Annotated in this window: 27 protein-coding genes; 8 read left to right on the top strand and 19 right to left on the bottom strand. The window is 71.5% G+C overall.

All coding sequences use genetic code 11. From position 1 onward, the window contains the following. The first annotated feature begins 113 nt into the window (after nucleotides 1-113). From OG462_RS36325 to meaB, 3 genes are read left to right on the top strand one after another with little or no spacing between them, the layout of a single operon-like run. Nucleotides 114-1925 carry a methylmalonyl-CoA mutase family protein gene (locus tag OG462_RS36325; protein WP_406064428.1) on the top strand — a complete coding sequence of 604 codons (1812 nt, stop codon included), beginning with the start codon at nucleotides 114-116 and terminating at the stop codon, nucleotides 1923-1925. Continuing rightward, on the top strand, nucleotides 1925-4099 hold the full coding sequence (gene scpA, locus OG462_RS36320; protein ID WP_406064426.1) for a methylmalonyl-CoA mutase: 2175 nt from the start codon (nucleotides 1925-1927) through the stop codon (nucleotides 4097-4099). Before OG462_RS36325 ends, scpA begins: the two co-directional genes overlap by 1 nt. Continuing rightward, on the top strand, nucleotides 4096-5079 hold the full coding sequence (gene meaB / locus OG462_RS36315; RefSeq protein ID WP_406064424.1) for a methylmalonyl Co-A mutase-associated GTPase MeaB: 984 nt from the start codon (nucleotides 4096-4098) through the stop codon (nucleotides 5077-5079). The genes scpA and meaB overlap by 4 nt, the downstream gene beginning before the upstream one ends. 167 nt (nucleotides 5080-5246) lie before the next feature. Here the strand turns inward: meaB and OG462_RS36310 are convergent, their stop codons facing one another. Further along, a complete protein-coding gene (locus OG462_RS36310; protein ID WP_406064422.1) occupies nucleotides 5247-5606 on the bottom strand; it encodes a winged helix-turn-helix transcriptional regulator in 360 nt (119 codons plus the stop codon). 68 nt (nucleotides 5607-5674) lie between these two features. Here OG462_RS36310 and OG462_RS36305 point away from each other — a divergent pair, with 68 nt between their 5' ends. Beyond that, the gene (locus OG462_RS36305) at nucleotides 5675-6559 is read left to right on the top strand and encodes an NAD(P)-dependent oxidoreductase (protein ID WP_406064420.1); all 885 of its coding nucleotides are present in this window, start codon (nucleotides 5675-5677) and stop codon (nucleotides 6557-6559) included. A gap of 9 nt (nucleotides 6560-6568) precedes the next feature. Here OG462_RS36305 and OG462_RS36300 read toward each other — a convergent pair whose 3' ends face one another. Beyond that, nucleotides 6569-7525, bottom strand: a complete 957-nt coding sequence (locus tag OG462_RS36300; RefSeq protein WP_406064418.1) for a zinc-binding alcohol dehydrogenase family protein — start codon at nucleotides 7523-7525, stop codon at nucleotides 6569-6571. A gap of 106 nt (nucleotides 7526-7631) precedes the next feature. On the opposite strand from OG462_RS36300, the gene OG462_RS36295 reads away from it, so the two are divergent. Next, nucleotides 7632-8087 (top strand): MarR family winged helix-turn-helix transcriptional regulator, encoded by a 456-nt coding sequence (locus OG462_RS36295; RefSeq protein WP_406064416.1) that lies wholly within the window; start codon nucleotides 7632-7634, stop codon nucleotides 8085-8087. Nucleotides 8088-8233: 146 nt separating this feature from the next. Next, nucleotides 8234-8524 (top strand): hypothetical protein, encoded by a 291-nt coding sequence (locus OG462_RS36290; protein WP_406064414.1) that lies wholly within the window; start codon nucleotides 8234-8236, stop codon nucleotides 8522-8524. Between the two features lie 76 nt (nucleotides 8525-8600). Here the strand turns inward: OG462_RS36290 and OG462_RS36285 are convergent, their stop codons facing one another. From OG462_RS36285 to OG462_RS36275, 3 genes are all read right to left on the bottom strand, one after another. Then, nucleotides 8601-9674, bottom strand: a complete 1074-nt coding sequence (locus OG462_RS36285; RefSeq protein WP_406064412.1) for a nitric oxide synthase oxygenase — start codon at nucleotides 9672-9674, stop codon at nucleotides 8601-8603. A 334-nt stretch (nucleotides 9675-10008) separates the two neighbouring features. Further along, the gene (gdhA, locus tag OG462_RS36280) at nucleotides 10009-11355 is read right to left on the bottom strand and encodes an NADP-specific glutamate dehydrogenase (RefSeq protein ID WP_406064410.1); all 1347 of its coding nucleotides are present in this window, start codon (nucleotides 11353-11355) and stop codon (nucleotides 10009-10011) included. A 144-nt stretch (nucleotides 11356-11499) separates the two neighbouring features. Beyond that, on the bottom strand, nucleotides 11500-12723 hold the full coding sequence (locus OG462_RS36275) for a helix-turn-helix domain-containing protein (RefSeq protein ID WP_406064408.1): 1224 nt from the start codon (nucleotides 12721-12723) through the stop codon (nucleotides 11500-11502). A 223-nt stretch (nucleotides 12724-12946) separates the two neighbouring features. Here OG462_RS36275 and OG462_RS36270 point away from each other — a divergent pair, with 223 nt between their 5' ends. Beyond that, a complete protein-coding gene (locus OG462_RS36270; RefSeq protein ID WP_406064406.1) occupies nucleotides 12947-13786 on the top strand; it encodes a DUF4232 domain-containing protein in 840 nt (279 codons plus the stop codon). Between the two features lie 438 nt (nucleotides 13787-14224). Beyond that, complete coding sequence (locus tag OG462_RS36265) at nucleotides 14225-14683, top strand: NAD(P)/FAD-dependent oxidoreductase (protein WP_406064404.1); 459 nt, start codon at nucleotides 14225-14227, stop codon at nucleotides 14681-14683. 67 nt (nucleotides 14684-14750) lie between these two features. Here the strand turns inward: OG462_RS36265 and OG462_RS36260 are convergent, their stop codons facing one another. From OG462_RS36260 to OG462_RS36195, 14 genes are all read right to left on the bottom strand, one after another. Continuing rightward, nucleotides 14751-15965, bottom strand: a complete 1215-nt coding sequence (locus OG462_RS36260; protein WP_406066854.1) for an RNA polymerase sigma factor — start codon at nucleotides 15963-15965, stop codon at nucleotides 14751-14753. Between the two features lie 67 nt (nucleotides 15966-16032). Continuing rightward, the gene (locus OG462_RS36255) at nucleotides 16033-16440 is read right to left on the bottom strand and encodes a YciI family protein (protein WP_406064403.1); all 408 of its coding nucleotides are present in this window, start codon (nucleotides 16438-16440) and stop codon (nucleotides 16033-16035) included. A 41-nt stretch (nucleotides 16441-16481) separates the two neighbouring features. Beyond that, a complete protein-coding gene (locus tag OG462_RS36250; RefSeq protein WP_406064401.1) occupies nucleotides 16482-16778 on the bottom strand; it encodes a hypothetical protein in 297 nt (98 codons plus the stop codon). A 31-nt stretch (nucleotides 16779-16809) separates the two neighbouring features. Further along, nucleotides 16810-17316, bottom strand: coding sequence for an MOSC domain-containing protein (locus tag OG462_RS36245; RefSeq protein WP_406064399.1), 507 nt, complete (start codon nucleotides 17314-17316; stop codon nucleotides 16810-16812). Nucleotides 17317-17347: 31 nt separating this feature from the next. Continuing rightward, nucleotides 17348-17581 carry an acyl carrier protein gene (locus OG462_RS36240; protein ID WP_406064398.1) on the bottom strand — a complete coding sequence of 78 codons (234 nt, stop codon included), beginning with the start codon at nucleotides 17579-17581 and terminating at the stop codon, nucleotides 17348-17350. Next, on the bottom strand, nucleotides 17557-18576 hold the full coding sequence (locus tag OG462_RS36235; RefSeq protein WP_406064396.1) for an NAD(P)H-dependent flavin oxidoreductase: 1020 nt from the start codon (nucleotides 18574-18576) through the stop codon (nucleotides 17557-17559). Before OG462_RS36235 ends, OG462_RS36240 begins: the two co-directional genes overlap by 25 nt. Further along, nucleotides 18573-19436 (bottom strand): hypothetical protein, encoded by an 864-nt coding sequence (locus OG462_RS36230; protein WP_406064394.1) that lies wholly within the window; start codon nucleotides 19434-19436, stop codon nucleotides 18573-18575. Before OG462_RS36230 ends, OG462_RS36235 begins: the two co-directional genes overlap by 4 nt. Beyond that, nucleotides 19423-20325 (bottom strand): diiron oxygenase, encoded by a 903-nt coding sequence (locus OG462_RS36225; protein ID WP_406064392.1) that lies wholly within the window; start codon nucleotides 20323-20325, stop codon nucleotides 19423-19425. The genes OG462_RS36230 and OG462_RS36225 overlap by 14 nt, the downstream gene beginning before the upstream one ends. A 59-nt stretch (nucleotides 20326-20384) precedes the next feature. Then, the gene (locus OG462_RS36220) at nucleotides 20385-21299 is read right to left on the bottom strand and encodes an inositol monophosphatase family protein (RefSeq protein ID WP_406064390.1); all 915 of its coding nucleotides are present in this window, start codon (nucleotides 21297-21299) and stop codon (nucleotides 20385-20387) included. After that, complete coding sequence (locus OG462_RS36215) at nucleotides 21296-22522, bottom strand: aspartate aminotransferase family protein (RefSeq protein ID WP_406064388.1); 1227 nt, start codon at nucleotides 22520-22522, stop codon at nucleotides 21296-21298. The genes OG462_RS36220 and OG462_RS36215 overlap by 4 nt, the downstream gene beginning before the upstream one ends. A 271-nt stretch (nucleotides 22523-22793) precedes the next feature. Beyond that, complete coding sequence (locus OG462_RS36210) at nucleotides 22794-23303, bottom strand: hypothetical protein (RefSeq protein WP_406064386.1); 510 nt, start codon at nucleotides 23301-23303, stop codon at nucleotides 22794-22796. Between the two features lie 134 nt (nucleotides 23304-23437). After that, nucleotides 23438-24460, bottom strand: a complete 1023-nt coding sequence (locus OG462_RS36205) for a phosphotransferase family protein (RefSeq protein ID WP_406064384.1) — start codon at nucleotides 24458-24460, stop codon at nucleotides 23438-23440. 30 nt (nucleotides 24461-24490) lie between these two features. Beyond that, nucleotides 24491-25468, bottom strand: coding sequence for an ROK family protein (locus OG462_RS36200; RefSeq protein ID WP_406064382.1), 978 nt, complete (start codon nucleotides 25466-25468; stop codon nucleotides 24491-24493). Next, nucleotides 25465-26577, bottom strand: a complete 1113-nt coding sequence (locus tag OG462_RS36195) for a zinc-binding dehydrogenase (RefSeq protein ID WP_406064380.1) — start codon at nucleotides 26575-26577, stop codon at nucleotides 25465-25467. Before OG462_RS36195 ends, OG462_RS36200 begins: the two co-directional genes overlap by 4 nt. Nucleotides 26578-26639 lie beyond the last annotated feature (62 nt).

Below are 26639 nucleotides of genomic sequence, written 5' to 3'. Positions count from 1 at the left end.
CACTGACAACGCCGCGAACCGCGCCCACCACATCGAACGCTCCAGGTCGAAGAGAAGAAGGTCACAGTCGTACGCCCTCCTGCTGCTTTGTCGATCTCCCCTAGCATCCGAGCATGACGGTCCTGCCTGACGACGGGCTCTCCCTGGCGTCCGAATTTCCCGACGCGCCACACGAACAGTGGCAACACCTTGTGGCAGGTGTCCTGCGCAAGTCCGGCAAAGAGGTCACCGGCGACGCCGCCGAGGACGCCCTCTCCACACTCCTCGAGGACGGCCTCGACACCCGTCCGCTCTACACGGCGCGCGAGACCGCGCCCGACGCCGGACTCCCCGGCTTCGCGCCCTTCGTACGCGGCGGCCGCGCCGAGGGCAACACCCTGGCCGGCTGGGACGTACGCCAGCGGCACCTCGCCGCCGACAACGACGCGGTCCTCGCCGACCTGGAGAACGGCGTCACCTCCCTCTGGCTGGGCGTCGGCGGCACCGCCATCCCGGTCTCCTCGCTCCCCACGGTCCTCGACGGCGTCTATCTCGACCTGGCGCCGGTGGTCCTCGACGCGGGCGACGAGACGGCGACGGCCGCCGAGCGGCTGTTCGCGCTGTACGAGGAGCGGGGCGTCGCCGACGACGCGGCCCGGGGGAACCTGGGCGCGGACCCGCTGGGCCACGAGGCCCGTACCGGCCGCCCGGCGTACGACCTCGCGCCCGTGGCCGGTCTCGCGCGCCGCTGCGCCGACCGGTACCCGGGGCTGCGGACCCTGACCGTGGACGCCCTGCCGTACCACGAGGCCGGCGGCTCGGCCGCGCAGGAGCTCGGCTGCTCCCTCGCGACCGGCGTGGCCTATCTGCGCGGTCTGACCGAGGCCGGGCTGAGCGTCGCCGAAGCGAGCGCGCAGCTGGAGTTCCGGTACTCGGCGACCGCCGACCAGTTCCTGACCATCGCCAAGCTCCGCGCCGCGCGCCGGCTCTGGGCCCGGGTGGCCGAGGTCTGCGGCGCCCCGGAGGCGGGCGCGCAGCGCCAGCACGCGGTGACCTCGACGGTGATGATGACGCGCCGCGACCCGTGGGTGAACATGCTGCGCACGACGGTGGCCACCCTCGCCGCCGGTGTGGGCGGCGCCGACAGCGTCACCGTGCTCCCCTTCGACGACGCCCTCGGCCTGCCGGACGCGTTCGCGCGCCGGATCGCCCGCAACACCTCCACCGTCCTCATCGAGGAGTCGCACCTCTCCCGGGTGATCGACCCGGCGGGCGGCTCCTGGTACGTGGAGCGGCTCACCGACGAACTCGCGCACGCGGCCTGGGAGTTCTTCCAGGGCATCGAGCAGGCGGGCGGCCAGCAGGCCGCACTGCGGTCCGGGACGATCGGCGAGCGCCTCGCCGAGACCTGGTCCGCGCGCAGCAAGAAGCTCGCCACCCGCCGCGAACCCATCACCGGCGTCAGCGAGTTCCCCAACCTCACGGAGAAGCCCGTCGACCGGGCGCCCGCGCCCGCGCAGCCGACCGGCGGCCTCCCGCGGGTCCGCCGCGACGAGGCGTACGAGGCACTGCGCGCCCGCTCCGACGCGCACCTGGCGGCGACCGGGGCCCGGCCCCGGGTCTATCTGGCCGCGCTCGGCCCGGCGGCCGCGCACTCGGCCCGCCTCTCCTTCGCCGCGAACCTCTTCCAGGCGGGCGGCATCGAGCCGGTCACCGAGGGCACGTTCGAGGAGAGCGGCGCCCGCGAGGTCTGCCTCTGCTCCAGCGACGCGCTGTACGAGGAGCAGGCCGGGACCGTGGCGGCGGAGCTGCGCGCGGCGGGCGCCTCGCACGTCCTCCTCGCCGGTCGCCCGGGGGATTACCCCGGTGTCGACTCGTACCTCTTCGCGGGCTGTGACGCCGTCGCCCTGCTCTCCACCGCCCTCGACCGCATGGGAGTGTCCTGATGTCCATCCCCGATTTCTCCGGGATCGAGCTCGGGGCGCCGACCGCCGACGGTGGTCCCGACGCATGGCGTACGGCCGTCAAGAAGGCCACGGGCGGGGACGACCTGCTCTGGGAGACCCCGGAGGGCATCGGCGTCAAGCCGCTCTACACCGGGCAGGACCTGGAGGGCCTGGACTTCCTGGACACCCGCCCGGGCATGGCCCCGTACCTGCGCGGCCCGTACCCGACGATGTACGTCAACCAGCCCTGGACGATCCGTCAGTACGCGGGTTTCTCCACGGCCGAGGAGTCGAACGCCTTCTACCGGCGCAACCTCGCAGCCGGCCAGAAGGGCCTGTCGGTCGCCTTCGACCTGCCGACCCACCGCGGCTACGACAGCGACCACCCGCGCGTCACCGGTGACGTCGGCATGGCCGGCGTGGCCATCGACTCGATCTACGACATGCGCCAGCTGTTCGACGGCATCCCGCTGGACAGGATGACGGTGTCGATGACGATGAACGGCGCCGTGCTGCCGGTCCTCGCGCTGTACATCGTGGCCGCCGAGGAGCAGGGCGTACCGCCCGAGAAGCTGGCCGGGACCATCCAGAACGACATCCTCAAGGAGTTCATGGTCCGCAACACGTACATCTATCCGCCCGGGCCGTCGATGCGGATCATCTCCGACATCTTCGCCTACACCTCGCAGCGGATGCCGCGCTACAACTCCATCTCCATCTCCGGGTACCACATCCAGGAGGCGGGGGCGACGGCCGACCTGGAGCTGGCGTACACGCTCGCCGACGGCGTGGAGTACATCCGCGCGGGCCGCGAGGCCGGGCTCGACGTGGACGCCTTCGCGCCGCGCCTGTCGTTCTTCTGGGCGATCGGCATGAACTTCTTCATGGAGATCGCCAAGCTGCGCGCGGCGCGACTGCTCTGGGCCAAGCTGGTCAAGCAGTTCGACCCGCAGAACGCCAAGTCCCTCTCCCTGCGGACCCATTCGCAGACCTCCGGCTGGTCGCTCACCGCGCAGGACGTGTTCAACAACGTCACCCGCACCTGTGTCGAGGCGATGGCGGCCACCCAGGGCCACACCCAGTCGCTGCACACCAACGCCCTCGACGAGGCGCTCGCCCTGCCGACCGACTTCTCCGCCCGGATCGCCCGCAACACCCAGCTGCTCATCCAGCAGGAGTCGGGCACCTGCCGGACCATCGACCCGTGGGGCGGCAGCGCGTACGTCGAGAAGCTCACCTACGACCTCGCGCGGCGCGCCTGGAAGCACATCCAGGAGGTCGAGCAGGCCGGCGGCATGGCCAAGGCCATCGACGCGGGCATCCCCAAGCTGCGCGTGGAGGAGGCCGCGGCCCGCACCCAGGCCCGGATCGACTCCGGGCGGCAGCCGGTGATCGGCGTCAACAAGTACCGGGTGGCGACCGACGAGCAGATCGACGTCCTGAAGGTCGACAACTCCTCCGTACGCGCCCAGCAGATCGCCAAGCTGAAGCGGCTGCGCGAGGAGCGCGACGAGCGGGCCTGCCAGGACGCGCTCGACGCGCTCACCCGGGCCGCGGGCGGCGAGGGCAACCTCCTGGAGCTCGCGGTGAACGCGGCCCGCGCGATGGCGACCGTCGGCGAGATCTCGGACGCCCTGGAGAAGGTGTACGGACGGCACGCCGGCCAGATCCGTACGATCTCCGGTGTGTACCGCAACGAAGCCGGCGCGTCCCCCTCCGTGGATCGCACCCGGGCCCTCGTGGACGCCTTCGGCGAGGCCGAGGGACGCCGACCGCGCATCCTGGTCGCCAAGATGGGCCAGGACGGCCACGACCGCGGCCAGAAGGTCATCGCCACCGCCTTCGCCGACCTGGGCTTCGACGTGGACGTCGGCCCGCTGTTCCAGACCCCGGCCGAGGTGGCCCGTCAGGCCGTCGAGGCGGACGTGCACATCGTCGGGGTCTCGTCGCTCGCCGCCGGACACCTCACGCTCGTACCGGCGCTGCGGGAGGAACTGGCGGCGGAGGGCCGCGAGGACATCATGATCGTGGTCGGCGGGGTGATTCCTCCGCAGGACGTGGCGACGCTCCTGGAAATGGGCGCGGCGGCCGTGTTCCCGCCGGGCACGGTGATCCCCGACGCGGCCCACGACCTGGTGACGCGCCTGTCGGCCGACCTCGGACACGAGCGGTGATCGATCTCGACACGTATGTCCGGGGCGTGCGCGAGGGGAAGCGGGCGCTCGTCGCCCGCGCGATCACCCTCGTCGAGTCGACCCGGCCCCAGCACCGGGCACTCGCCCAGGAGCTCCTGACGGAACTCCTTCCGCACAGCGGGAACGCCGTGCGGATCGGGATCAGCGGAGTGCCCGGTGTCGGCAAGTCGACGTTCATCGACGCGTTCGGCACGATGCTCACCGGGCTCGGCCACCGGGTCGCGGTGCTCGCCGTCGACCCGTCGTCGACCCGTACCGGCGGCTCCATCCTCGGCGACAAGACGCGGATGGAGCGGCTGGCCGTCGACCCGGCGGCCTTCGTACGGCCCTCCCCCAGCGCCGGCACCCTCGGCGGGGTCGCCAAGGCGACCCGGGAGTCGATGGTCGTGATGGAGGCCGCGGGCTACGACGTGGTGCTCGTCGAGACCGTGGGCGTCGGCCAGTCCGAGACCGCCGTCGCCAACATGGTCGACTCCTTCCTGCTGCTCACCCTGGCCCGCACGGGCGACCAGCTCCAGGGCATCAAGAAGGGCGTCCTGGAACTCGCCGACGTGGTCACCGTCAACAAGGCCGACGGCCCGCACGAGCGGGACGCCCGCGCCGCCGCGCGCGAACTCGCGGGCGCGCTGCGGCTGATGCACGGCGCCGACTCCTTCTGGACGCCTCCGGTGCTCAGTTGCAGCGCCCGGGAGTCGGCAGGCCTCGACGAGGTCTGGGGACGCCTGGAGCAGCACCGCGCCCTGCTCGACTCGACCGGCCGGCTCACGGCCAAGCGCCACGACCAGCAGGTCGACTGGACCTGGGCCATGGTCCGCGACGAGCTCCTGCGCCGTCTCCACACGGACCCGGCGGTCAAGGACCTCGCGCCCGGCCTGGAGCAGCGGGTGCGCGCGGGCGAGCTGACGGCGACGCTGGCCGCCGAGCGGATCCTGGACGCGTTCGGGGAGCGGCGCGGCTGACGACTCCCCCGCACGGGGCTGACGAATCGCAGGTCAGGGGGCCTTCCCTTTCGGGGAGGCCCCCTTTCGCGCGCTCCGGCATACCCACTTTTTTGTGCGTACTTGTCGGGGGTGCGGGCGCCGGGCGAAGCTGAGAGCGGCCCGGAGGAAGGGAGCAGGACAGGGCCTCAGGACGCGGCGGGTACTTCGGGCACGGCCGCGAGCCTGTCCAGGCGGCGGTGGCCCCAGTCGGACAACGGGGCGAGCGCCTCGGAGAGTTCGTACCCGAAGCCGGTCAACGAGTAGACGGTCTTCGGCGGCAGGACGTCGTGCACCTCGCGGTGCACGAGGCCGTCCCCCTCCATCTCGCGCAAGGCCTGGGTCAGCACCTTCTCGCTGATCTCGGGGATCTTCCGGCGCAGTTCGCCGGGTCTGTGCGGGCCCGACTCGAGCAGCCACAGCAGGTACGTCTTCCATTTGCCCTCGATGACCACGATCGCGGCGCTCACTCCGCACACGTTCGTGTCCTGGGCCCGGGCGCGTGACATCCGCGTCCTTCCTTCCTCCGGCGTTTCCCTCGATCCATCTGTCTCCATGTCTACAAGGGAGTTCACCCATGTCTTCTTCCCACGCACCCGCGGTCACCGTCATCGGTCTCGGACCGATGGGACGGGCGCTGGCCGCCGCGTTCCTGGCGGCCGGCGTACGGACCACCGTGTGGAACCGGACGCCCGGCAAGGACCGGGAGCTGATCGCGGCCGGTGCCGTCGCGGCCGCGACCGCCGAGGAGGCGGTCGCCGCGAGCCCGCTGACCGTGGTCTGCCTGGTCAACTACGACGCGACCGACTCCGTGCTGCGACAGGAGGCCGTGACGGGCGCGCTCAAGGGGCGGACCGTCGTGAACCTCAGCGCCGACACCCCCGAGCGGGCCAGGGACACCGGCCGCTGGGCCGACGAGCACGGCATCGGCTACCTCGACGGCGCCATCATGACCCCGACCCCGTCCATCGGGACGCCCGCCGGGGTGTTCCTCCACAGTGGCCCCGAGGCGCTCTACCGCGAGCACCGGCCGGTGCTCGGCACCCTGGGCGGCACCCACACCCACCTCGGGGAGGAGGTGAGCCGGGCAGCGGCGTACGACATCGCGCTGCTCGACATCTTCTGGACCTCGATGGCGGGCTACGTCCACGCTCTCGCGGTGGCACGGGCGGAGGGGATCTCCCCGACCGAGCTGGCGCCCTTCGCCCAGGGCATCGGCGCGATCCTGCCGCCGCTGTTCCAGGAGTGGGCCGAGGACGTGGAGAGCGGCCGGTACTCGGGCGAGGGCAACCCGATCACCTCGGGAATCTCGACTATGGCGCATGTCGTGCACGCCTCCGAGGCCCATGGCATCGAGGCGAACGTGATGCGCTCCATCGAGGGTCTGGCCCGCCGGACGGTGGCCCTCGGCCACGGCACGGAGGGCTTCACGCGGGTCGCCGAGGTCCTGGGACGCCGCTGAGGGGCCGGTTCAGAGACGCCCGGCGACGCGCAGGACGCTCTTGCCGAGGGTGGTGCCGTCACTCAGTCGCCGCACCGCGAGGTCGAGTTCCGTCGGGTCGTACTCGGCGGTGATGTCGAGCTGGATCCGTCCCCGGGCCAGCAGGTCGAGTGCCTGCCGGGCGGAGTCGGCGAGACGGTCGGGGTGCGTGCGGCTCAGCAGGTTGCTGTTGTACGTCACGAGTGACCTCCCCATCATGAGCAGGTCGTCGGCGTCGGTGGGGACGGGTTCGTGGCCGCCGAGGCTGCCGTACGCCACCAGACGGCCGTGCGGCGCGAGCAGCCGGAGCCCTTCGTGCCGGGTCCGGCCGCCGACCGGATCGAGGACCACGTCGAACCGCTCGTCGCCGAGCTCGGCCGGGAACGCCTCGCGGTGGAGGATCCGGTCGAAGGCGCCTCCGGCCGCGTACTCCGCCCTGCGGGCACTGCCGGCCACGCCGACGACGCGGCCCGCGCCGGCGAGTCTCGCGAACTGGGCGGCGAGACCGCCGACTCCACCGGCGGCGGCGTGGACGAGCACGCTCTCGCCCTCCCGCAGGCGTGCGGCGGTGTGGACGAGGTCGTAGGCGGTCGGGGTGCCCCAGCCGAACCCGGCCGCCGTACGCAGGGGGATGTCGCCGATCGGCAGGGCGAGCGCCGCGGGCACGACGGCCACCTCGGCCCAGGTGCCGCCCGTGGCGAGGGCGGTGACGGCTTCCCCGACGCGGTCTCCGTCCACGCCCGCGCCGACGGCGACGATGTGCCCGGAGGCCTCGAAGCCGGGGACGAAGGGGCGCGGCACGGGGAAGTGGCCGTCCCTGACCATCGTGTCGCCCCACTGGATGCCCGCGTAGGCCACGCGGACCGCCACCTCGCCGGGGCCGGGGGCGGGTTCGTCGCGTTCGGTGATCCGGTAGTGGTCGTCGCTGTCGAGAGTGATCGCCCGCATGAATGCAGCCTCCTGAGCTGACTCAGTATCCTGTGTCACGTCACGAGGAACGCTAGGCGTAACAGGTATCTGAGTCAACACAGGTGCCTGTGTTAGGAGTGAGAGCATGGCGGAGATCCCGGTCGAGGAATACCTCTGCACCCGCATCAGGCGCGCGGAACAGGCGTTGATGGCACACCACGAGGCCGTACTGCGCGGCCACGGGCTGACCATGACGCAGTACACCGTGCTGCTGACCCTCTCCCGCGAGGGCGGCCTGTCCGGCGCCCAGGCGGCCCGGGCCTGCGGGGTGACGCAGCAGAGCATGGCCAGCGTGCTCACCACCATGGAGAACAAGGGCCTCATCCGCCGCGACGCGTCCCCCGCGCACGCCAAGGTGCAGATCGCCACGCCGACCGACGAAGGGCGGGCCGTACTGGACCGCGCCTACGAGGAGGTCATCGTCCTCGAACGCGCACTCACCGACGCGTTCACCCCCGCCGAGCACGGCTCCCTGTGCGACCTCCTCGACCGCGCGACGGCCGTCCTCGTCGACCAGACGCCACCCCCGCGCAGCCGCTGACCACCCGCCGCCCCCGCCGTGGGGCGGGCCACGCCCTCGGACGTGCCGCCGGCGGCGGGCCGTGCTGTGCTGGTGGGTGGGAGCGGACGCCGCCGGTGGGGCGGCGCGGGGAGGTGCCGCCGCCCTCTCAGGAGGAGTGATCCATCATGGCGATCTTCGTGCACGCCGTCCTCTCGGGCATCACCACGGACCAGTACGACGCCCTCAACGCCAGGCTCCAGACGACGCCCGACATCTTCGACGGCTGCGTGTCCCACACGTGCGCGCAGGTGGACGGCGGCCTGGAGATCTTCGACGTCTGGGAGACCGAGCAGCAGATGAACGCGTTCACCGAACGCATGATGCCGATCGCGGCCGACGAGGGCTGGCCCGTCACCGACGCGGGCCCCCGCATCATGACCGTGTACAACTACTGGGTCCCCGGGACGGGCGGCTGACGGACGGGCACCCGCCCTCAGCCTGCCGCACCCCGCCCCGCCCCGCCCCGCTCAGGCGAGCCGCTCAGGCGCCCGCTCAGGCTCGGGCGAGGAAGGCCGGCCGGAGGGTCGGGTCGACCGGGTCGTAGTACCGGTGGAAGACCGGGGTCGCGGAGCCGGAGACCGGGGGGACGATCCAGCTCCAGTCGGCGGGCGTCTCCCGCCCGTGGCGGCTCTCCTGGGCTATGTGCCGGAGGAACCGCTGGGACTCGGTGTGGTGGTCGGCCATCGTCACCCCTGCCTCCTGGAAGGAGTGCAGCACCGCCACGTTGAGCTCGACGAGCGCCCGGTCCCGCCACAGCGTGCGCTCGCTCGACCGGTCGAACCCGAGCCGGTCCGCGACCACCGGGAGGAGGTCGTACCGCTCGGTGTCGGCGAGGTTGCGGGCGCCTATCTCGGTGCCCATGTACCAGCCGTTGAACGGCGCCGCCGGGTACCGTACGCCGCCGATCTCCAGCGTCATGTCGCTGATCGCGGGAACGGCGTACCACCGCAGCCCCAGGCCGGCGAACCACGGGTGATCAGGGTGACTCAGCCGCACCTCACGGACGGCGTCGTCCGGCAGCTCGTACCACTCCGGCCGGGCGTCGGGGGCCTCCCGGATCATCAACGGCAGCACCTGGAAGGGTTCTTCGTCGCGCTTCCAGCCCAGGTCGCGGGCCCGGGCGGTCAGGGGTGCGCTGCGCGGGTCGCCGAGCGGGCGCCCCTCGGGCGTGCGGTGTCCGGCGTAGCGCACCAGCTGGTCGTTGACGATCCGGGGGCCGGGCCGGCCCGGCCGGTCGGGGGCGAAGACGGTGATCACCGGCCGGATCCTGCCGCCGTTGCCGGCGATGCGGAGGTGCTCGAAGGACGCGACGGCGATGTCGTCGGCGGAGGTGAGGTGCCGCAGGTCGCGCACCACGAGGCTGCGCCAGTAGAGCCTGCCGATGCAGCGGGCAGCGTTCCGCCAGGCGACGCGCGCGCCGAAGGCGAGTTCGGCCGGGGAGTGTTCATAGGTGCCGGTGCGATCGACCTCGGCCAGCACCTCGCGGACCCGGCTCCGCACGTCTCCGGCGCCCGGCTGCTCGTCGTGGAACTGCCGGATGAACCGTTCCGCCTCGTGCCGGTCCACGAGGCGCGACTCCTGGCCACGGGCGTCGTGGACAGGGGCGGCGGGCGCGAGGTCCCCTGACGCGTAGGGGCAGATACCCGTGCTGGGGGCAGACTTCCGGCGGCGGCTGCGACTGAAGATCAATGTGTTCCTCCCGGCCTCATGACTACCGTATGAACACGCACAGGCGCGGAGAGTATGTGAATCTCCGTCCCTGGAGGGGTCGCCGCTGGTACGCTGCCGGGCTTGGCCGCCCCCTGTCGTACCCCCGTCGGCCGCCGCCTGAACGCCCCGCGCGCCGAGTGGCACGCGGGACGGGGCAGTTCCTCCGCCCGGGAGCGGGTCTGCGGAGGACTCAGATGACGCCCTGGGCCGTCATCGCCTGCGCCACCCGCAGGAACCCGGCCACATTGGCGCCGAGGACGTAGTCCTCGGGGTTGCCGCCGTACGCCTCCGCCGTGGCGCGGCACTGGGCATGGACACCGCGCATCACCGAGGCGAGCCGGGCCTCGGTCTGCTCGAAGGTCCAGCTGTCGCGGGCCGCGTTCTGCTGCATTTCGAGGGCCGACGTGGCCACGCCGCCCGCGTTGGCGGCCTTGCCCGGGCCGAAGAGGACACCGGCCTCCCGGAACACCTTCACCGCCTCCGGAGTGCAGGGCATGTTCGCGCCCTCGGCGACGGCGAGGACCCCGTGCTTGACCAGGGCCACGGCGTCGTCGAGACCCAGCTCGTTCTGGGTCGCGCAGGGCAGGGCGATGTCGCACGGGACGTCGTACACCGTGCCCCGGGCGGAGAAGTGCGCGGTCTGCTTCGCCTCCGCGTAGGCGGAGATCCTGGCCCGGCGCACCTCCTTGATGTCCTTGAGCAGATCGAGGTCGATGCCGTCCTCGTCGACGAGGTACCCGGAGGAGTCGCTGCAGGCCACGACCCGGCCGCCGAGGGCGTGCACCTTCTCCGCGGCGTACACGGCCACGTTGCCGGAGCCGGAGACCACGACCCGGCGCCCGTCGAAGCCGTGGCCGCGCGTGGCGAGCATCTCCTCCGCGAAGTAGACCGCGCCGTAGCCCGTGGCCTCGGTACGGACGTGGGAGCCGCCCCAGCCCACCGGCTTACCGGTGAGGACGCCGGACTCGTAACGGTTGGTGATCCGCTTGTACTGGCCGAAGAGGTAACCGATCTCCCGCGCGCCCACACCGATGTCACCGGCCGGCACGTCGGTGTGCTCGCCCAGGTGACGGTAGAGCTCGGTCATGAAGGACTGGCAGAAGCGCATGATCTCGGCGTCCGAGCGGCCCTTGGGGTCGAAGTCGGCGCCTCCCTTGCCGCCGCCGATCGCCATCCCGGTCAGCGCGTTCTTGAAGATCTGCTCGAAGCCGAGGAACTTCACGATGCCGAGGTTGACGCTCGGGTGGAACCGCAGCCCTCCCTTGTACGGGCCGAGGGCGCTGTTGAACTCCACCCGGAAGCCCCGGTTCACCCGCACGGTGCCGTGGTCGTCGACCCAGGGAACCCGGAAGAGCAACTGCCGCTCGGGCTCGCACAGTCGCTCCAGGATCCCGGTCTCGGCGTACTCGGGGTGCCGCTCCAGCGCGGGCGCGAGGGAGTCGAGGACCTCGGCCGCCGCCTGGTGGAACTCCGCCTCCCCGGGGTTGCGCCGGCGGACCTCCGCGTAGACGGCTTCCATGTGTGCGCTGACGTTCATGGGCGTGTCTCGCCTTCGTTGTCATCGAAAGTGGCGTTGCGTGCGGGCGACGTCACGTCATTGTCGCCGGACCATCACACCGCGCCGCCACCGAGGCGGTCCCCGATCCGGTCGGTGGCGGCCTGGTGGCCGCCCCGACCCCCGCTAACGCCCTTCGGTGTCGACGTCGTTGTCGATCCACTCGGTCCAGCCCAAGGGGTAGGCGTACGCGGGCCGGGCGAGGTTGCCGCTGGTACGGAACGGGCGGCCGTGGTCGTCGACGCGGAGCGTGCCGTGCTCCTTGCCGCTGGACCAGACGAGTTCCAGGTACCAGCTGACGTCGTGCGCCTGGGCGCGCGCGGCCACGTTGAAGATCACGGGGTCGGACTCGCTCGTCTTGTACGAGAACGTCCGCTGCCCGCCCGCGGGGACGGCGGTGGGCCGGCCGGCGTCGAGATCGACGGCGAAGGCCTTCGTCGACACGGCGCCGCCGCATCCGACGCCCATCACGTAGTCGTTCCAGGCCAGGGGCGCCTTCTTGCTCACGACCCGGACGTGGAGGGCCTCCAGGACGACCGTCTGCTTCCCGGTGCCCTGCACGGTCAGCCGGAGCAGCTGGTCCCCGCCCGGCACCGCATCGAGCGCGGCGATCCATCCCGGCGCGTCCTGCTCCGTGGGCGGCGGCGGAACCTGCTCGGGCTCACGGTCGATCAGATAGTGCTGACTGCAGGGCCCTTCCCAGGTGTGGGGCGCGGTGGCGACGGTCGGCGCGAACGCCGTCCCCGTCGCCTTGCCGGCGGAGGGCCCGGACTGCCCCGGCGCTCCGGAGGGAACGGCCGCGTCGCCCGCCCACCGTTCCTTCTCCGGTCCGTCCCCGCCCGAGATGTTCATGACGAGCGCGACCGCCACGGCGGCGGCGACCGCGGCGGTGCCGACGATCACGGCGGTACGCCGGAGCCGCCGGCGCGCCTGAGGGGCTGAGACCGATGCCGCGGGAGTCGGGGCTGTCACGGCGAGTTCGTCCGCGGGCGCCGGTTTCGTCGTCGACGCATCGGAGGACGGCTCGGGCATCGCCTCGGACGACGGCTCCGGCTCTGCGGCCACATCCGGCCCGGTGCCCCTGTCCGACCCGACGGCCGGGGTCTTCCGCTGACGCGACACGTCCGCCCGCACCCACAGCCGGTGCAGCTCGACGAGTTCGTCAGGAGTCGCGCGGCACAGTCGCGCGAACCGCTCCACGGGCGCGTAATCCACCGGCACGGCGTCCCCGTTGACGTACCGGTGCAAGGTCGAGGCGCTCAGGTGCAGGCGCTTGCCGAGCGTGCCGTAGCTGAGCCCCGAGCGCTCCTTGAGTTGTCCCAACAGCGCCGCGAACTCGTCCCCCGCCACCGTTCCACCCTCTTCCGGCGTTCGTTCCCGCATCCCCGGACAGGGACATCAGTGCAGGTCAGCGCCTTGATTTCATTCCAGCGTCCCGTACCACCCGGTAGGAGCGGCAGCTGGAACGGATCTTGTCACAAGCTGTGGTCGGCGAAGCAAGGCCGCCACGGGGAACCGGCGGCCGACGCCGCACAACGACCGATTTCCGACCCCATCCTTGAGGGGGACTCCCATGTCCGGACGCACCACCCGCACCCGTCTTCTCGTCGCCACGACGCTCGCGGTCGCCACGCTTTCGCTCACCGCCTGCGGCAGCGGCGCCGCGAAGGACGAAGGCGCCGCCGCGACTTCCGTCGAACCCACCGCCTCGGCCACGCAGCCGGCCGAGACCCCGACCACGACCCCTGCGGGCAGCCCGACGGCGAAGCCCCAGGGCGGTTCGTCCGGCAAGACGGCGGGCTCCACGAGTGGCTCGACGGCCGGATCGAACGGCGGCTCGGCGAACGGCGGATCGACCGGCGGTTCGAAGAACGGCGGTACGACCACGGGCGCCACCACCGGCGGGAAGTCCGGCGGCACCACCTCCGCCGGAAGCAGCGGCTCCGGTGGCAACAGCGGGGCGAACACCTCGACATCCGGCGGCGGCGACGACACGAGCGGGCCCTCGCGGAACAAGCAGTGCGGCGCGGGCGACACCAAGACCACCGCCACCCCGGTCGCCCGCCCGCTCAACCACATGCTGCTCACCGTCACCAACACCGGCTCCGCCCTCTGCGACCTCCTCGGCTATCCGGTCGCCCGCTTCGGTGAGGCCCAGTCCGTCCCGCCGGTCATCGAGGAGACCCACCCTCAGGCGGTCGTGACCCTCGCCCCGGGTGAGTCCGGGTACGCGGGCGTGATCCTGTCCGCCGCCGACGGCAGCGGACAGCACGGCTACACGACGGCGAGCCTCACGGTCGGCTTCACCGACGGCACGACCGCCAGGCCCCGGCTCGCCGGCAAGGGCGTGTACGTCGACAGCTCGCTGCGCGTGACGTACTGGCAGAGCTCCATGGACGACGCCCTCAACTGACAGGCTCCGTAGCCGGCCCGGTCGCCGGCAGCCACCCGGGCGCGCCGCAGGGCTATCACGCGCACGCGATGCTGGCCAAGGGTCCTCGAGAAGCTGTTTCCCGGGCGGGTTCGGCGTCACGGTGCCCGCGCAGCGGACGGTGAAGGCGAAGGTCACGTACACCTCGATGAACTTCGACCGGCCCGAGGAAGGCCATCCGGACTTCTTCATCGCCTACCAGATGCTGTTCGCGCCGCGCGTGGCATGCGCGGGTGTGCTCCTGGCCGTCGAGGGCGGCCGGTGGACGCGCTCCCTGTTCGGGTTCCAGCAGCAGCCGCCCACCGACGACGACGGATACCTGGAGTTCGCCCACGCCCTGGACAACCCGCATCTGGCCGAGCAGCTGGCACGGCGATCGGTTCAGGAGCCCACGTACCGTTACACCAACGTGGACAACCGGTGGCGCCGTACCACCTCGTCAAGGACTGGCCCGACCGGCTCGTGGCGGTCGGCGACGCGGTCTGCGTCTTCAACCCCGTGTACGGGCAGGGGCTCACCGTCGCCGCGATGGAGGCCGATCTGCTGCACACGACGCTCACCCGGCAGCGGGCCGCGGGCCGGCCCCTCGACGGTGTCGCGCGGAACTTCCAGCGGCGCGTCGGCCGGCTGCTCCTCGCGCCGTGGACGCTGTCCACCAACTCGGACCTGATGTGGACCCCCCTGCGGCAGCCGGCCGGTGCCCGGATCGCGCACTGGTTCAACACGCGGCTGTTCCGGGTGGCGGTGAAGGACGCGGCGGTGTGGTCGCGCTTCGTCCGCGTGGTCAACATGACGGCCTCACCCGCCGTCCTGTTCCACCCGCTGGTCGCGGCGAAGGTCCTGGCGGCCGCTTTCAGCCGCGAGCAGGAGAGCGGCTGAGCCCGTACGAGCGGCCGCAGGAGGTCCGCACCGCCTTGCCCGCCGCCCCCTTGTACGGCGTGATCCGTCAGCGGCTCCTGTGGGTGTTGAGGCGGGCCGCCTGGCGTGTCAGATAGTCGCGTTCGGCGAGGTTGGGTGCCTCGCGGGCCGCGTCCGCGTACAGCCGTGCCGCCGTCGCCAGGTCTCCGGCGCGCTCATGGAGGTACGCCGCCGCCGCGGTGTAGCGGGGCAGGGGATGTCCCCGAGTGGAGGAACCCGGGGAGGAGTCGGCCAGGTCCGCGAGCGCCGCGAGCCCGGCGCGGGGTCCGTCGGCCTCGCCGACGGCCACCGCGCGATTGAGCCGGACGACGGGGCTGTCGGTCAGCCCCGCGAGCTCGTCGTACCACTCGACGATCTGCACCCAGTCGGTCTCGTCGGCGGTGGGTGCGTCGGCGTGGAGCGCGGCGATGGCGGCCTGGGCCTGGAACTCGCCGAGCCGGTCACGGGCGAGGGCCGCCTGCAGGATCTCGACGCCCTCGGCGATCAGCGCGGTGTCCCACCGGCCCCGGTCCTGTTCGGCGAGCGCCACCAGGCTGCCGTCGGCTGCGGTGCGCCCGGCGCGCCGGGCATGGTGGAGCAGCATGAGGGCGAGCAGGCCCGCGACTTCGGGGTGGTCGATGACGGCGGCGAGCTGCCGGGTGAGCCGGATGGCCTCGGCGGCGAGGTCGACATCGCCGGAGTAACCCTCGTTGAAGACCAGGTAGAGGACGCGCAGCACGGTGGCGACATCGCCGGGCCGGTCGAACATTCCCCGAGCCCTCGGCTCCGCTCGGGCAGGGGATGCCCCGTTCCCGGAGAGCGTGCGCTTGGCACGGCTGATCCGCTGCGCCATCGTCGCCTCGGGCACCAGATAGGCCTGGGCGATCTGGCGGGTGGTCAGCCCGCCCACGGCACGCAGGGTGAGGGCGACCGCGGACGACGGCGTCAGCGAGGGGTGGGCGCACAGGAAGTAGAGCTGGAGCGTGTCGTCCGTCGCGGGCGCGGACCCGGGCGGCGGCTGCTCCTCGACCAGGTCCTCGCGCCGGCGCCGGGCGGTGTCCGCCCGGGTGGCGTCGAGGAACTTGCGCCATGCCACGGTGACCAGCCAGCCCTTCGGGTCCCGGGGCAGGCCTGCCGGCCAGACGCGGATCGCCTCCACCAGCGCGTCCTGTACGGCGTCCTCGCCCGCCGCGAAGTCGGCTCCGCGGCGGACGAGGATCCCGAGCACGCTCGGCGTGAGGCTCCTGAGCAGGGCCTCGTCCAGGGGAGAGGCCGTCGGGGAGGTCATCGGGCGGACCAGCGGGCAGGTCGTCGGAGAGTCACCTGAGGAGTCACTCCGTGATGGTGGGGTGCGTGGACAGGAACGGGCGCAGTTCGAGCCACTCGTGGATCGGCTTTCCGCCCGCGCCCGGCGCCGCGGACAGCTCGCCGGCCAGTTCGAGCGCCCGCTCGTAGGTCTCGACGTCGATCACCATCCATCCGGCGATCAGGTCCTTGGTCTCGGCGAACGGGCCGTCGGTGACCGGCGGGCGCCCCGCGCCGTCGTACCGGACGAAGGTGCCCTCCGGGGAGAGCGCCTGACCGTCGACGTACTCGCCGGTCTTTTCGAGCCGGTCCGCGAAGTCGCGCATGTACTGGACGTGCGCCGAGATCTCCTCCGGCGTCCACTGGTCCATGGGCACGTCGTTGACGGCGGAGGGAGCGCCTCGGTAGTGCTTCAGGAGCAGGTACTTGGCCATGATGGTTCTCCTCGGTGCGGTGCGACCCATTGTGGTCACGTTCACCCCGGGGACGGAGCCGGTCGGGGGTTCTCGACATCGACGCCCGAATTTCTTTCGCTCGCTTGGATGAGCCGGGGCTGGTGGGCGACCGGCCTCGTCAGGGTGTCGGCCCACCGGGCGTCCCCGGAGGTGGTGCGGCGCCACTCGGGCGGGGCGGTCCCGGCCCCGAGTGGGGCGTGGACGGCATGTACGGCTTCGCGGACGGCGGCGCGTAGGTCGACGGGGGCGGCCGTGGGTACGTGCACCCGGACCTCCGAGCAGGGACGGTTTCCGATGCCCCTGCCGGCGTCGGTCATGGGCGGTGCTCCTCGGTGCGGGGCGGTCGTCTCAGCGGTGCCGGGCGGTGATGTCGCTGACCTGGCCCACCGGGTCCCCGACGAGGATCGGGCCGCCGTGGGTCACTTCGGCGCGCAGCCCGCCCCGGTGGAGGAGGCCGCGCAGCAGGCCGGGGCGGGTCAGCTGTTCGAGCCGGAGGCAGGGTTCGCTCAGCTTGAGCCCCCGGAGCGTCACCCCGCCGACCTGGAACTCGGTTCCCACCAGGGGGTTGAGCCGTATCCCCCGGCAGATGACGTTCCGCCGGCACTCCGCGACGGACAGCTCGATGCCGGTGTCCTCGGTGAGGGCCTCCAGTGCTTCGAGCTCGATCAGGGTCACGTCGCAGACCCCGGACGCGCGTCCGGTACCCCGCTGTCCGGCACGCGGCCCGGCGCCTGCCCAGTAGTTGCGGTCTCCGACGAGGCCGCGGCCGGTGACGGCGCGGGCCCACCCGACGGACGACGTGGGAGCACCGGCGAAAGGAGCCAGATGCAGCGAGACGACCTGTCCGTGTTCCACGGTGTGACCTCCGGCTGAGAACCCTGCCGTCCTACGGGGACAGGAAGTTGTCGTGGATGGCCCGGAGCGAGCGGAAGCGGTCCACGTCCAGTTCCTCCAGGGGGAGTTCGCGGCCGACGAGGTCTTCGAGCAGCAGGATGAACTCCATGAAGCCGAGGGAGTCGATGAGCCGGTTCTCGATCAGGTCGAGATCGGCCGGGATCTCCCCGGTCTCCGGGTTCCTGGCCCGCAGCCAATCGGTCACCGGTTTGAGCGCGACGTCCATGGCCCACCTTCCGTGGTTGTCTCGCGGGACGGGTCGGCCGCCTCGTACGTGCGGCGGAACTGCTCGACGACGACGGCCGCCGGGCGCTGCCCGGTGACCCGGGAACAGGACCGGCCGCAGTACATCGCCATCTCCTCGATGCGGCCCACCGTCGCGGCCACGGGCACGGCCGCGCTGTAGCGGGGTACGGGCAGCCGGCGCCCGCCCGCGAGGGTCGTCGCGATGAAGGTCGCGGGTCGGCGGGGATCGTTCCCCGTCACGGGGTTCCGCAGGACGCGGTGCGGACGCCGGGGCCAGCCGATGTCGAAGCGTGTGGTGACGACGGTGTCGTCGGCCGTCGCCTCGGCCACGCGCTCTTTGTAGTGCGGATGCGCGGCGGACTCCACCGTGGGGACGAAGAGGGTCCCGGCCATCGCCCCGTCCGCGCCCCGGGCCAGGACCCGTACCAGGTCGCGACCGGTGGCGACGCCGCCCGCCACCACGAGCACGGCATCTGGGTACCGCGCGCGTACGTCGTACAGCAGCCGCTCGGCGGGCAGTTCACCGAGATGGTGCCCGCCCGCCTCGGTGCCCTGGAGAACGAGGACCCCCGCCCCCAGGCGGAGGGCCGCGGCGGCGTCGTGGAGCGTGCCGACCTGGATCACCAGCGCACGGCCCGACCGCACGACGTCGTGGGCCACCCAGGCGTCCGGCAGTCCGAAACTGGTGACGAAGGCGTGCCCGGGCAACTCCTCAAGGGCGACGCTCAGTTGGGCCCGGCAGAGCACCGGTCCGGCCACTTCGGGGATGACGTTCACCCCGAAGGGGCGGGAGGTCGAGGCGACCACGGCGCGTACGAGCTCACGCACCCGCTCCGGGGGCTCCTTGTACAGCGCGAGGGTTCCCCCGGCCCCGGCCCCGGAGACCGCGGCGCACAGTTCGGGCCCCGCGATGCCGCCCATGCCCGCCTGGAGCAGCGGGAGTTCGAGGCCGAGAACGGACCGGAGACGGCTCATGCCTCCTCCCCGGCCTTCCGTACGGCGACAGTCGCTGCCCGCAGGTCGCCCTCGAAGCGTTCGTTCAGCACATGCACCCAGCGCTCCAGGCCGAACGCGACACAGCCGGTGAACGCGGCCTTCCCTTCGTACGCGAGGGAGCGGCGTTCCCCGAAGAAGTTCCGGTGGTTGTTCATCGAGGCCACGGCGGTGCCGTCGGTGTGCACGTACTCGTCCTTGACCGGTGCGAGCAACTGCATGAGGGTGCGCGAGCCCTCCTTCTCGAAGAAGGGGTCGGTCGCCGGCTCCCGGGAGAGCGAGAGGCCCAGGTCGGCGGCGAAGCCGGCGAGCCGCTCATGGTGCTGTTCGAGGTGCTCGCCGACCTGCCTGGCGGAGCCGATGCAGATGGTCTCGTGCATGGTGAAGCCCCAGAGTCTGCGCAGTCCGTCGTAGTGGTCCTCGTGGCGGAAGCACCGGGCGACCGTGCTCACCCGGAGCGGGGTGTCGGTCGTGGTTCCGGAGAAGTGCACGAAGCAGCCGTAGCAGGCGGCGGAGGGCAGCAGGTGGCCGGCGTCCGCGAGGTCCCGCGCGGGCACGGGGCCGCCTGTGGTGCCTCGGCTGTGCGTGTCGAGGCGGTCGGTCCGGATGCGGGAGACCGTACTGCCGAGGTGCGGAAAGTTGCGGAAGTAGTCGAGGGTGCGCAGGTCGTCGGCGGCGAGCAGGGGCGGGAACGTCATCCGTACGGCTCCCGCCCGGGTCCCCCACTCCGTGAACACCTCGTCCAGGGCGTGCAGCAGCAGGGTCGCGGGTTCCCCGAAGGAGGCGAGTCCGTCGCGCACGGTCCAGGGAGTGATGTCCGCCGCGGAGTCACTTCCCGGCATCGAGCACCCCGATCCGGGTGAGGAAGTCCGTGGTCTTGTGCAGCACCCGGGCGTGGGCGGCCCGTCGGGCCGGGTGGGTGAGCAGCCGCTGCCGGAGCGCGTATCCGTCCGGGATCCCCGCGTCGCGGTAGACGGCGGGGCTGTAGAACGACTCCATGCTCGTGGTGATGTAGCGGTCGACGTAGGCACCCGTCGCGCGGCGGGTCCGCTCGTCCATGCCGGCCGCCACGAGCCGCTCCCACAGCAGTTCGACCAGTCGCCGCCCGAAGGCGATGTGGCGGGATTCGTCCTGGTGGTGAAGGCGGTTGATGTGGCGGATGGTGGGGTGCAGCCGTTCGTCGGCCGCGAGCCGGACGTTGTAGTGGTCGACGATCTGCTCGAAGACCAGGATGCGGACGAAGACCAGGAAGTTCTCGACCGCCGGGTCCCGTGGCGTCTCGGGCAGTCGCAGCTTCTTGTCGGGGTAGATCCTCCCGGCGTACGTGAGGCAGAACGTGGCGAAGAACCACATGTGGTCGTTCTCCTCGCCGACGAAGTGGTGGAAGAACTCCGACGGGGTCTCGAAGCCGGGCGTGTGGATCCGCCGCATGACCTCGATGAGCAGTTCCCTGATGCCGTGCACGTTCAGGCTGTAGAAGTGGATGCTCTCCCACCGGCTCAGCGCGCGCAGCTGCTCCGGGGTCAGTGTCTCCATCGCCTCGGTGCCGTGGACCGTGAGGAGTTCCGGGGACATCCAGAAGTCGTCGGTGGGGATCGACTTGGGCCAGTCGAAGGTGGTGTACGGGTTGTAGTAGTCCGCCGTCGCCTTGTCGGAGAGGCGATCCAGGAGCGCACGGAACTCGGCGGCGTCACCGGGATCGGGTGCCTCGGACGTGGGGGCATCGGACACGGGTGCATCGGACGTGGGTGCATCGGGCACGGGCGGGATCCTGGCGTGTTCGCGCCGGGTCAGGCCCTCCATCGGATCTCCTCAAGCAGTGCCTTGTGGAGTTCGGGGGTGGAGGCGGCCACGCAGGAGCGCTGGTTGTCGACGCTCAGGTCGGTCAGCGCGGTGTCGCCGAGCGGCATGCCGTAGCCGTCGGTGATGACGACGCCGGCCTTCTCGGCGAGGAAGACCGCCGCGGCGATGTCGTACGGGAACAGGTGGAGCACGCTTCCGTTGCCGACCCGCTCGAACTCGGGGAGGAGCCCGGGGTCGTCGCGCAGCAGCCGGTTGCCGATATCGACGTAGGCGTCGAGCTGGCCCGTGAGCAGCCGGGAGATCGAGTAGGTGGCGCTGTTGAAGACGAACACACCGCCGGTGTTGGCGGAGCGGTCGATGAGGTGGCCGTACGCGTCGGTCATGAGCCGGGCCGGGTGGCCGTTGAATTCGAGTGACCAGAACATCCGGGAGAGGTCGGTGGTCGTCGTCAGGGACGGTACGGGGCGCCCGTAGCCGTGGGCGGTCACCCCGTCCGAACCGCGCTCCCCGTAGAGATAGGCCCCTGTCGTCATCTCCATGAGCAGCGCGTGTTCCACATCCGCGATGCGGGGCCGGTCGGTCAGCCGGGCCACGGCGACGGAGACGGTGGCCGATTCGAGTCCGGCGACGGCGGGCCGCGTGCCGTCGATGGGGTCGACGACGAGCAGGTACTCGGGTGTGTCGCCGTGGAACTGCAGTCCCCGGTCCTCGGAGTAGACGGCGACGGGTACGCCCCCGTCGACGACGTGCTTCCAGACCGCGGCCTCCGCCACGTCGTCGAGACCGAACTGCGCGTCGCCGCCGGGCGAATGGCCCCGTACGAGTCGGCTGTCGAGCCGGTTCCGCGCGGCCAGCACCGCGTCGCGCACCGACGAGGCGAGCCGTACGACGTAGTCCTTCATGCCGCCCTCCTTGATGCCGCCTCCGAGGTGAACAGGGCGTCGAGGCGGTCGCAGAGCAGATCTGCCTCGGCCCGGGTGATGACGAGCGGGGGCCGGATCTTGATCACGTTGCCACGGCCGTACCGCGAGGTACGCAGGATCAGGCCGTGCTCCATCCCGCGCCGCGCCAGGGCCTGGGCCCGTTCACTGTGGGGGCGGCCCTCGTCGTCACCGATCTCGATGCCGATCATCAGGCCGAGTCCGCGCACGTCGACGACGGACGGATGCGCCGCCGCCAGCAGCCGCAGGCGCTCCATGATGTGGGCTCCCACCTCGCGTACGTTCTCCAGGAAGCCGGGGCGGCCGATGACATCGAGGGTCGCCGACGCGGCCGCCGCCGCCAGGATGTTGCCGCCGTAGGTGAACGAGTGATGGTCACCGCTGAGTCCCGACATCCGCTCGTCGGCGATGATGGCGGCGACCTGGGCGCCGGAGCCGCCGAGCCCCTTGCCTGTGGTCAGGATGTCGGGCCGGACGCCGAAGTGCTCCGCGGCGAACATCCGGCCGACCCGGCCGATGCCCGTCTGTATCTCGTCGAAGATCAGCGCGATGCCCCGCTCGTCGCAGAGGGTGCGCAGCGCTGCGAGGTACCCGTCGGGCGGCACGATGTTCCCGCCGCTGCCCGAGACCGGTTCCACGACGACACAGGCGACACTGCCCGAACTGGCGTGGTCGAGGAAGTCGTTGATCCGCTCGACACAGAGCAGTCCGCAGCTGTCGGGGCTCTGCCGGTAGAAGCAGCGCAGGCAGTAGGGGTCGGGCACCTGGAGCACGCCGGGCATCAGATGCGGGAACGGGGCCTTGCGGAACGATTCGCCCGACATGGTGGTCGTCATCATCGTCTGGCCGTGATGACTGCGGAAGAGGGTGACGACGTCACGCCGGCCGGTGCTGATCTGGGCCATCTTGACCGCGCCCTCGTTGGCGGTGGAGCCGCCCGAGACCTTGAGGTGCACCTTGGTGAGGTTCTCGGGGGTGATCTCGACCAGGCGCCGCACCAGGTCGTTGACCGGGGTGGTCTGGAACGTCGAGGTCGCGTGCACGAGCCGCTCGATCTGGTCGCGCATCGCCTTGAGCACTTCGGGGTGGCTGTAGCCGAGACTGAGGTTGAAGGTGCCGGACGCGCAGTCGATGTACTGATTCCCGTCCGCGTCGTACAGATAGATCCCTTCACCGTGATCCATCAGATAGTCGCTGACCGGGTAATAGATCAAATTCTGGGCGTGCGTCAAGTCGACCATGTATCTCCCGAGTATCTCCCGCCGCGTCTCCGGCTATTTCTCCGGCTGCTCACGGCGCGACAATTCTGCGTGCCCGGCATGCGCCCTTCGACGGGGGCCACCCCATCCGAGGTGAGCGGCCCCCGCGCATCAGAATTTCCCGTACGGATCCGTCGCATCCGTCGAATGCATCGAATGCGTCGCGTCCTTGCGAGGGAATCTCTGAGCTGGAATGTCAGATGTCCAGCACGAAGGTGTACGCGGCGTCCCAGCCGTCCTCGGTGCGACGGACGTCCATCAGGCACTCCGGCCTGAAGTACTTGTCCAGGTGGTTGCGCCGCTCGTCCGGGAAGTACAGCATCGTGGTCAGCACCTCGCCGTCCGGGGGCTGCACCTTGACGTGCACGTGGCGCGTACGACCCGGGTACACGGCCGGCAACACGGTCTCCAGCTGCCAGTTCCCGTCGCTGTCGGCGAACAGGTGGCCCCGGAGCCGGAAGCCCTCCTCGTCGTAGACGCCCTCGTCCCCGACCTGCCAGAAGTCGAGAAGCGCGCCGGCGACGGGCTTGCCCTCGGGGGTGACGATGCTGCCGTGCAACAGCAGGGGCGTGCCGCCTTCCACATCCCCCCTGAAGTCGGGCTTGTGGGGGGTGTCGGGCTTGTAGAAGGGTCCTTCCTTCTGCTCGGGAGTGGGCGGGGTCCCGTTGCACCTGACCGTGGGGGTCGGCGTCAGCGTGTTCTCCACTGCGAAATTCTCCCTTGTTCAAGGATCTTTCGGCTCCCGGAAGCATAGCGGCCACGCAATTGACTGAGAAGAAATTACCAGCCTGTTGAGGAGCGGCTATTGGCCATGAACATCAAGGGCAACGAACACCAAGGTCATTCTTCCGACAGATGGCTCAGCAGCACCGTCCGCGCCTGAGCGAAGCATTCGGCGTCCGGTGGTGCGGTGAGAATGTCCGCCAGGGTGAACAGATCGAGGATCCGGCTGAGTTCGCGCCAGTCGTCCGGCAGCGCCCCACCCGCGTTCCGGTACCCGGAGACGAACCCGTCGACGAACGCGGGCGGGTAGAGAGGGGAGAAGCGCAGCATGTTGCCGATGTCGTAGAGCGGCGAGCCGCTGAACGCCTGCTCCCAGTCCAGTACCGCCACCACGTCCCACCGGCCGCCCGCCCGCGAGACCAGCACGTTCTTGGGGTTGAAGTCGCAGTGGACGAGGCGGCTGTGGCCGCTCACGTCGGCGACCCGGTGAGCGGTGCGCGCGGCGAGTGCGCGCAACGCGTCGGCCTCGGCGGGCGTCAGAGCATGGGCCTCGGCGGGCGTCTGCGCGTCGGTCTCGGCGGGCGTCAGAGCGTGGCCGGCGCCGCCGGTTGCCAGGCAGCGCTCGACGAAGTCCGGCAGGTCGGCGGCCCCGTCACCGTCCTCGGCCGGTACGAGGGTGGGGTCGTGGAAGGGACCCGGTCGGGGCAGCCGTACTGCCGCGATGCGGGCCAGGACCCCGCCCACCGCCGCACCGAGCTCCGCCGCCCCGGCCGCACTCGGATGCTCGGCGAGCGCCCGGCTCAGCGGAATGCCCTCGGCGAAGCGGTACACCAGCGCGGGCCTGCCCGTGGCCGACCCGTACGGATCGGACGCGACGACATCGACCACCGGCACGGTCGGAGCCGCCCGTTCCAGGACGGCCGACTCCACGGCACAGTTGTTGCGGCGCATCCGGGTCCCGCTGGAGAGGTAGCGACGGAGGACGTACCGCTCCCCCTGCCGTGTCGTCACCAGACGCATGTCGTTGGTGAACCCGCCGGGCAGCAGCCTCACGTCCGACAGGCTCAGGCCGGGCAGCGCCCGCTCCGTCAGCCACGCACGGGTCGGCGCGTCCAGGGCGGCGTGGTCACCGAACGTCATGCCGGTGGGCCTTCCCGTTCGCGGCCCGACTCACGCGGGCTCTTCCTCCAACGGCGGTACGCCCGAGACGTGCGCGGACGGTCTCGACGCCCCGCCGCCGGCCGCGCGCCGTGCCTGCTCGGCGGCCCGCTCGGCCAGTACGAGGCCTCCCGCCGGCCCGGCGAGCCGGCCGAGGGCGGCCGGGACCACGAAGTCGTCGGCGGCGTGTTCCGGCAGGCCCGGGTATCCGGCCAGGGTACGGGCGAGCTCGTCCCGTACGAGGGGGAAGAGGCCGGGCAGTACGGCCATCCCGCCCCCGATCACGATGCGTTCGGGCGCGGTGGTGTAGATGATGTCGCGCAGCCCGGAGGCGAGATAGACCGCCTCCAGGTGCAGGGCGCGGCGGAGCGTCTCGCCGGTCAGCTCCTCGGCCGGCCGTCCCCAGCGGGCGGCGACCGCCTCGCCGCCCGCCATGCCCTCCCAGCAGTCCCCGTGGAAGGGGCAGGATCCCGGGAAGTCGTCGTCCGGTACGCGGGGCACGCTCAGATGCCCCATCTCGGTGTGGACCAGTCCGGTGATGACGCGGCCGCCGATCACCGCGCCGCCGCCGATCCCGGTGCCGACCGTCAGGTAGACGAAGGTGTCCCGGTCCCGGGCGGCGCCCCAGCGGCCCTCGCCGAGCGCCGCGCCGTTGACGTCGGTGTCGATGGCGACCGGCACGCCGAGCGCCGCCGCGACCGTCCCCGCGACGTCCACCCCGCTCCACCCTGGCTTCGGCGTCGCGGCGAGATGCCCGTACAGGGGATGCGAGCGGCGCAGCTCCAGCGGGCCGAAGGACGCGATGCCCACGGCGTCCAGCGGGCCCTTCACCGCGGCCTCCTCGAAGAAGGCGACGGCTCTGGCCAGCGTCGGTTCCGGTGCTCCGGTGGGGAAGCGGATCTCGTCCTCGATCCGGTCGGGCGCCGATCCGACCAGGCAGACGAACTTCGTCCCACCGGACTCCAGCGACCCGAACCGAGGCCCGCTCACGCGCCCACCGGCCAGCCGTCGGCGCCGACCGGGCCGGCGTCGGAACGGATGACGACCTTCATGGCGTCGTACCGACCACTCGTCCCCCCGCCATCGCCATCTCCATCGGCGCCGATGCCGCCACCGACCCCGCCCAAGGCGCCGAGCGCGTCCTCGTACTCCTCCAGCGGGAACTCGTGCGTCACCAGGCGCTCCAATCCCAGAGCGCCCGCCAGGTCGACGGCCACGGGGAAGGTGTCTCCCCGGAAGTCACCGGCTCCGACCAGCCGGATTCCACGATTGGTCAGCTGAAGTGGGCGCAGAGGCGTGCTGTAGCTGTCGTCGAAGCCCATGAGCACGATCCGGCCTCCGTCGTCGACCAGGCGCAGGGCGTCCTCCAGACCGCTCCCGGTGGTGTCGAACACGACGGCCGGCCGGTCGCCGCCCGAGGCCTTCACGAGGGCCTCCGCCGCGTCCGTTCGGGACACGTCCACCACGTCCACCACGGCTTCGAACAGCTCGCGCGCCCTGGACAGCCGGTAGTCGTCCGTCTCGGCCACCGTGACGGACCGCGCAGTGCGGGCGGCCACGAGGGCGACGAGCGCGCCGATCGGTCCCGCGCCGAGCACGGTCACGGTGTCGTCGACCGTCAGCTCGGCGGCCTGCACGTTGTTCAGGACGCAGGCGAGCGGTTCGATGAGCACCGCGCTGCGGAAGGACATCCCGTCGGGCACGCGCCGGACGAAACGCTCCGGCAGCACCACCGCGTCGGCGTAGGTCCCGTCGCGGTCCACGCCGACCTCCGTCCCCGCCTTGTTCCGGCAGAAGTTCGTCGCCCCGCGCATGCACGGCACGCACCATCCGCAGTACAGGGTCGGGTTGACCACGACCCGGTCCCCCACGGCGAGCGAGCGCACCCCGGCGCCCACCTCCTGGACGAGACCGACCGATTCGTGCCCGAGCACGACACCCGGTCTGGCCGGGAAGCGGCCGTGCAGAATCTTCCGGTCGGTCCCGCAGATCCCGGTGCCGACGACCTTCACCACCACATCGTCGGCAGCCGCCGCGCGCGGTGCCGGACGCTCTTGGAGCTCGACGGAACCGGGGCCCAGGTAGACGAGTGCGCGCACAGGTACCTCCCTCTCGGTGTCGCGGCAGCGAGCGCTGCCGACGCCGTGCAAGGCGAAGCTGT

Origin of the sequence: Streptomyces sp. NBC_01077, assembly GCF_045162855.1 — a bacterium.
GTDB lineage: Bacteria > Actinomycetota > Actinomycetes > Streptomycetales > Streptomycetaceae > Streptomyces.
This window is presented reverse-complemented; position numbering and strand designations above follow the sequence as displayed.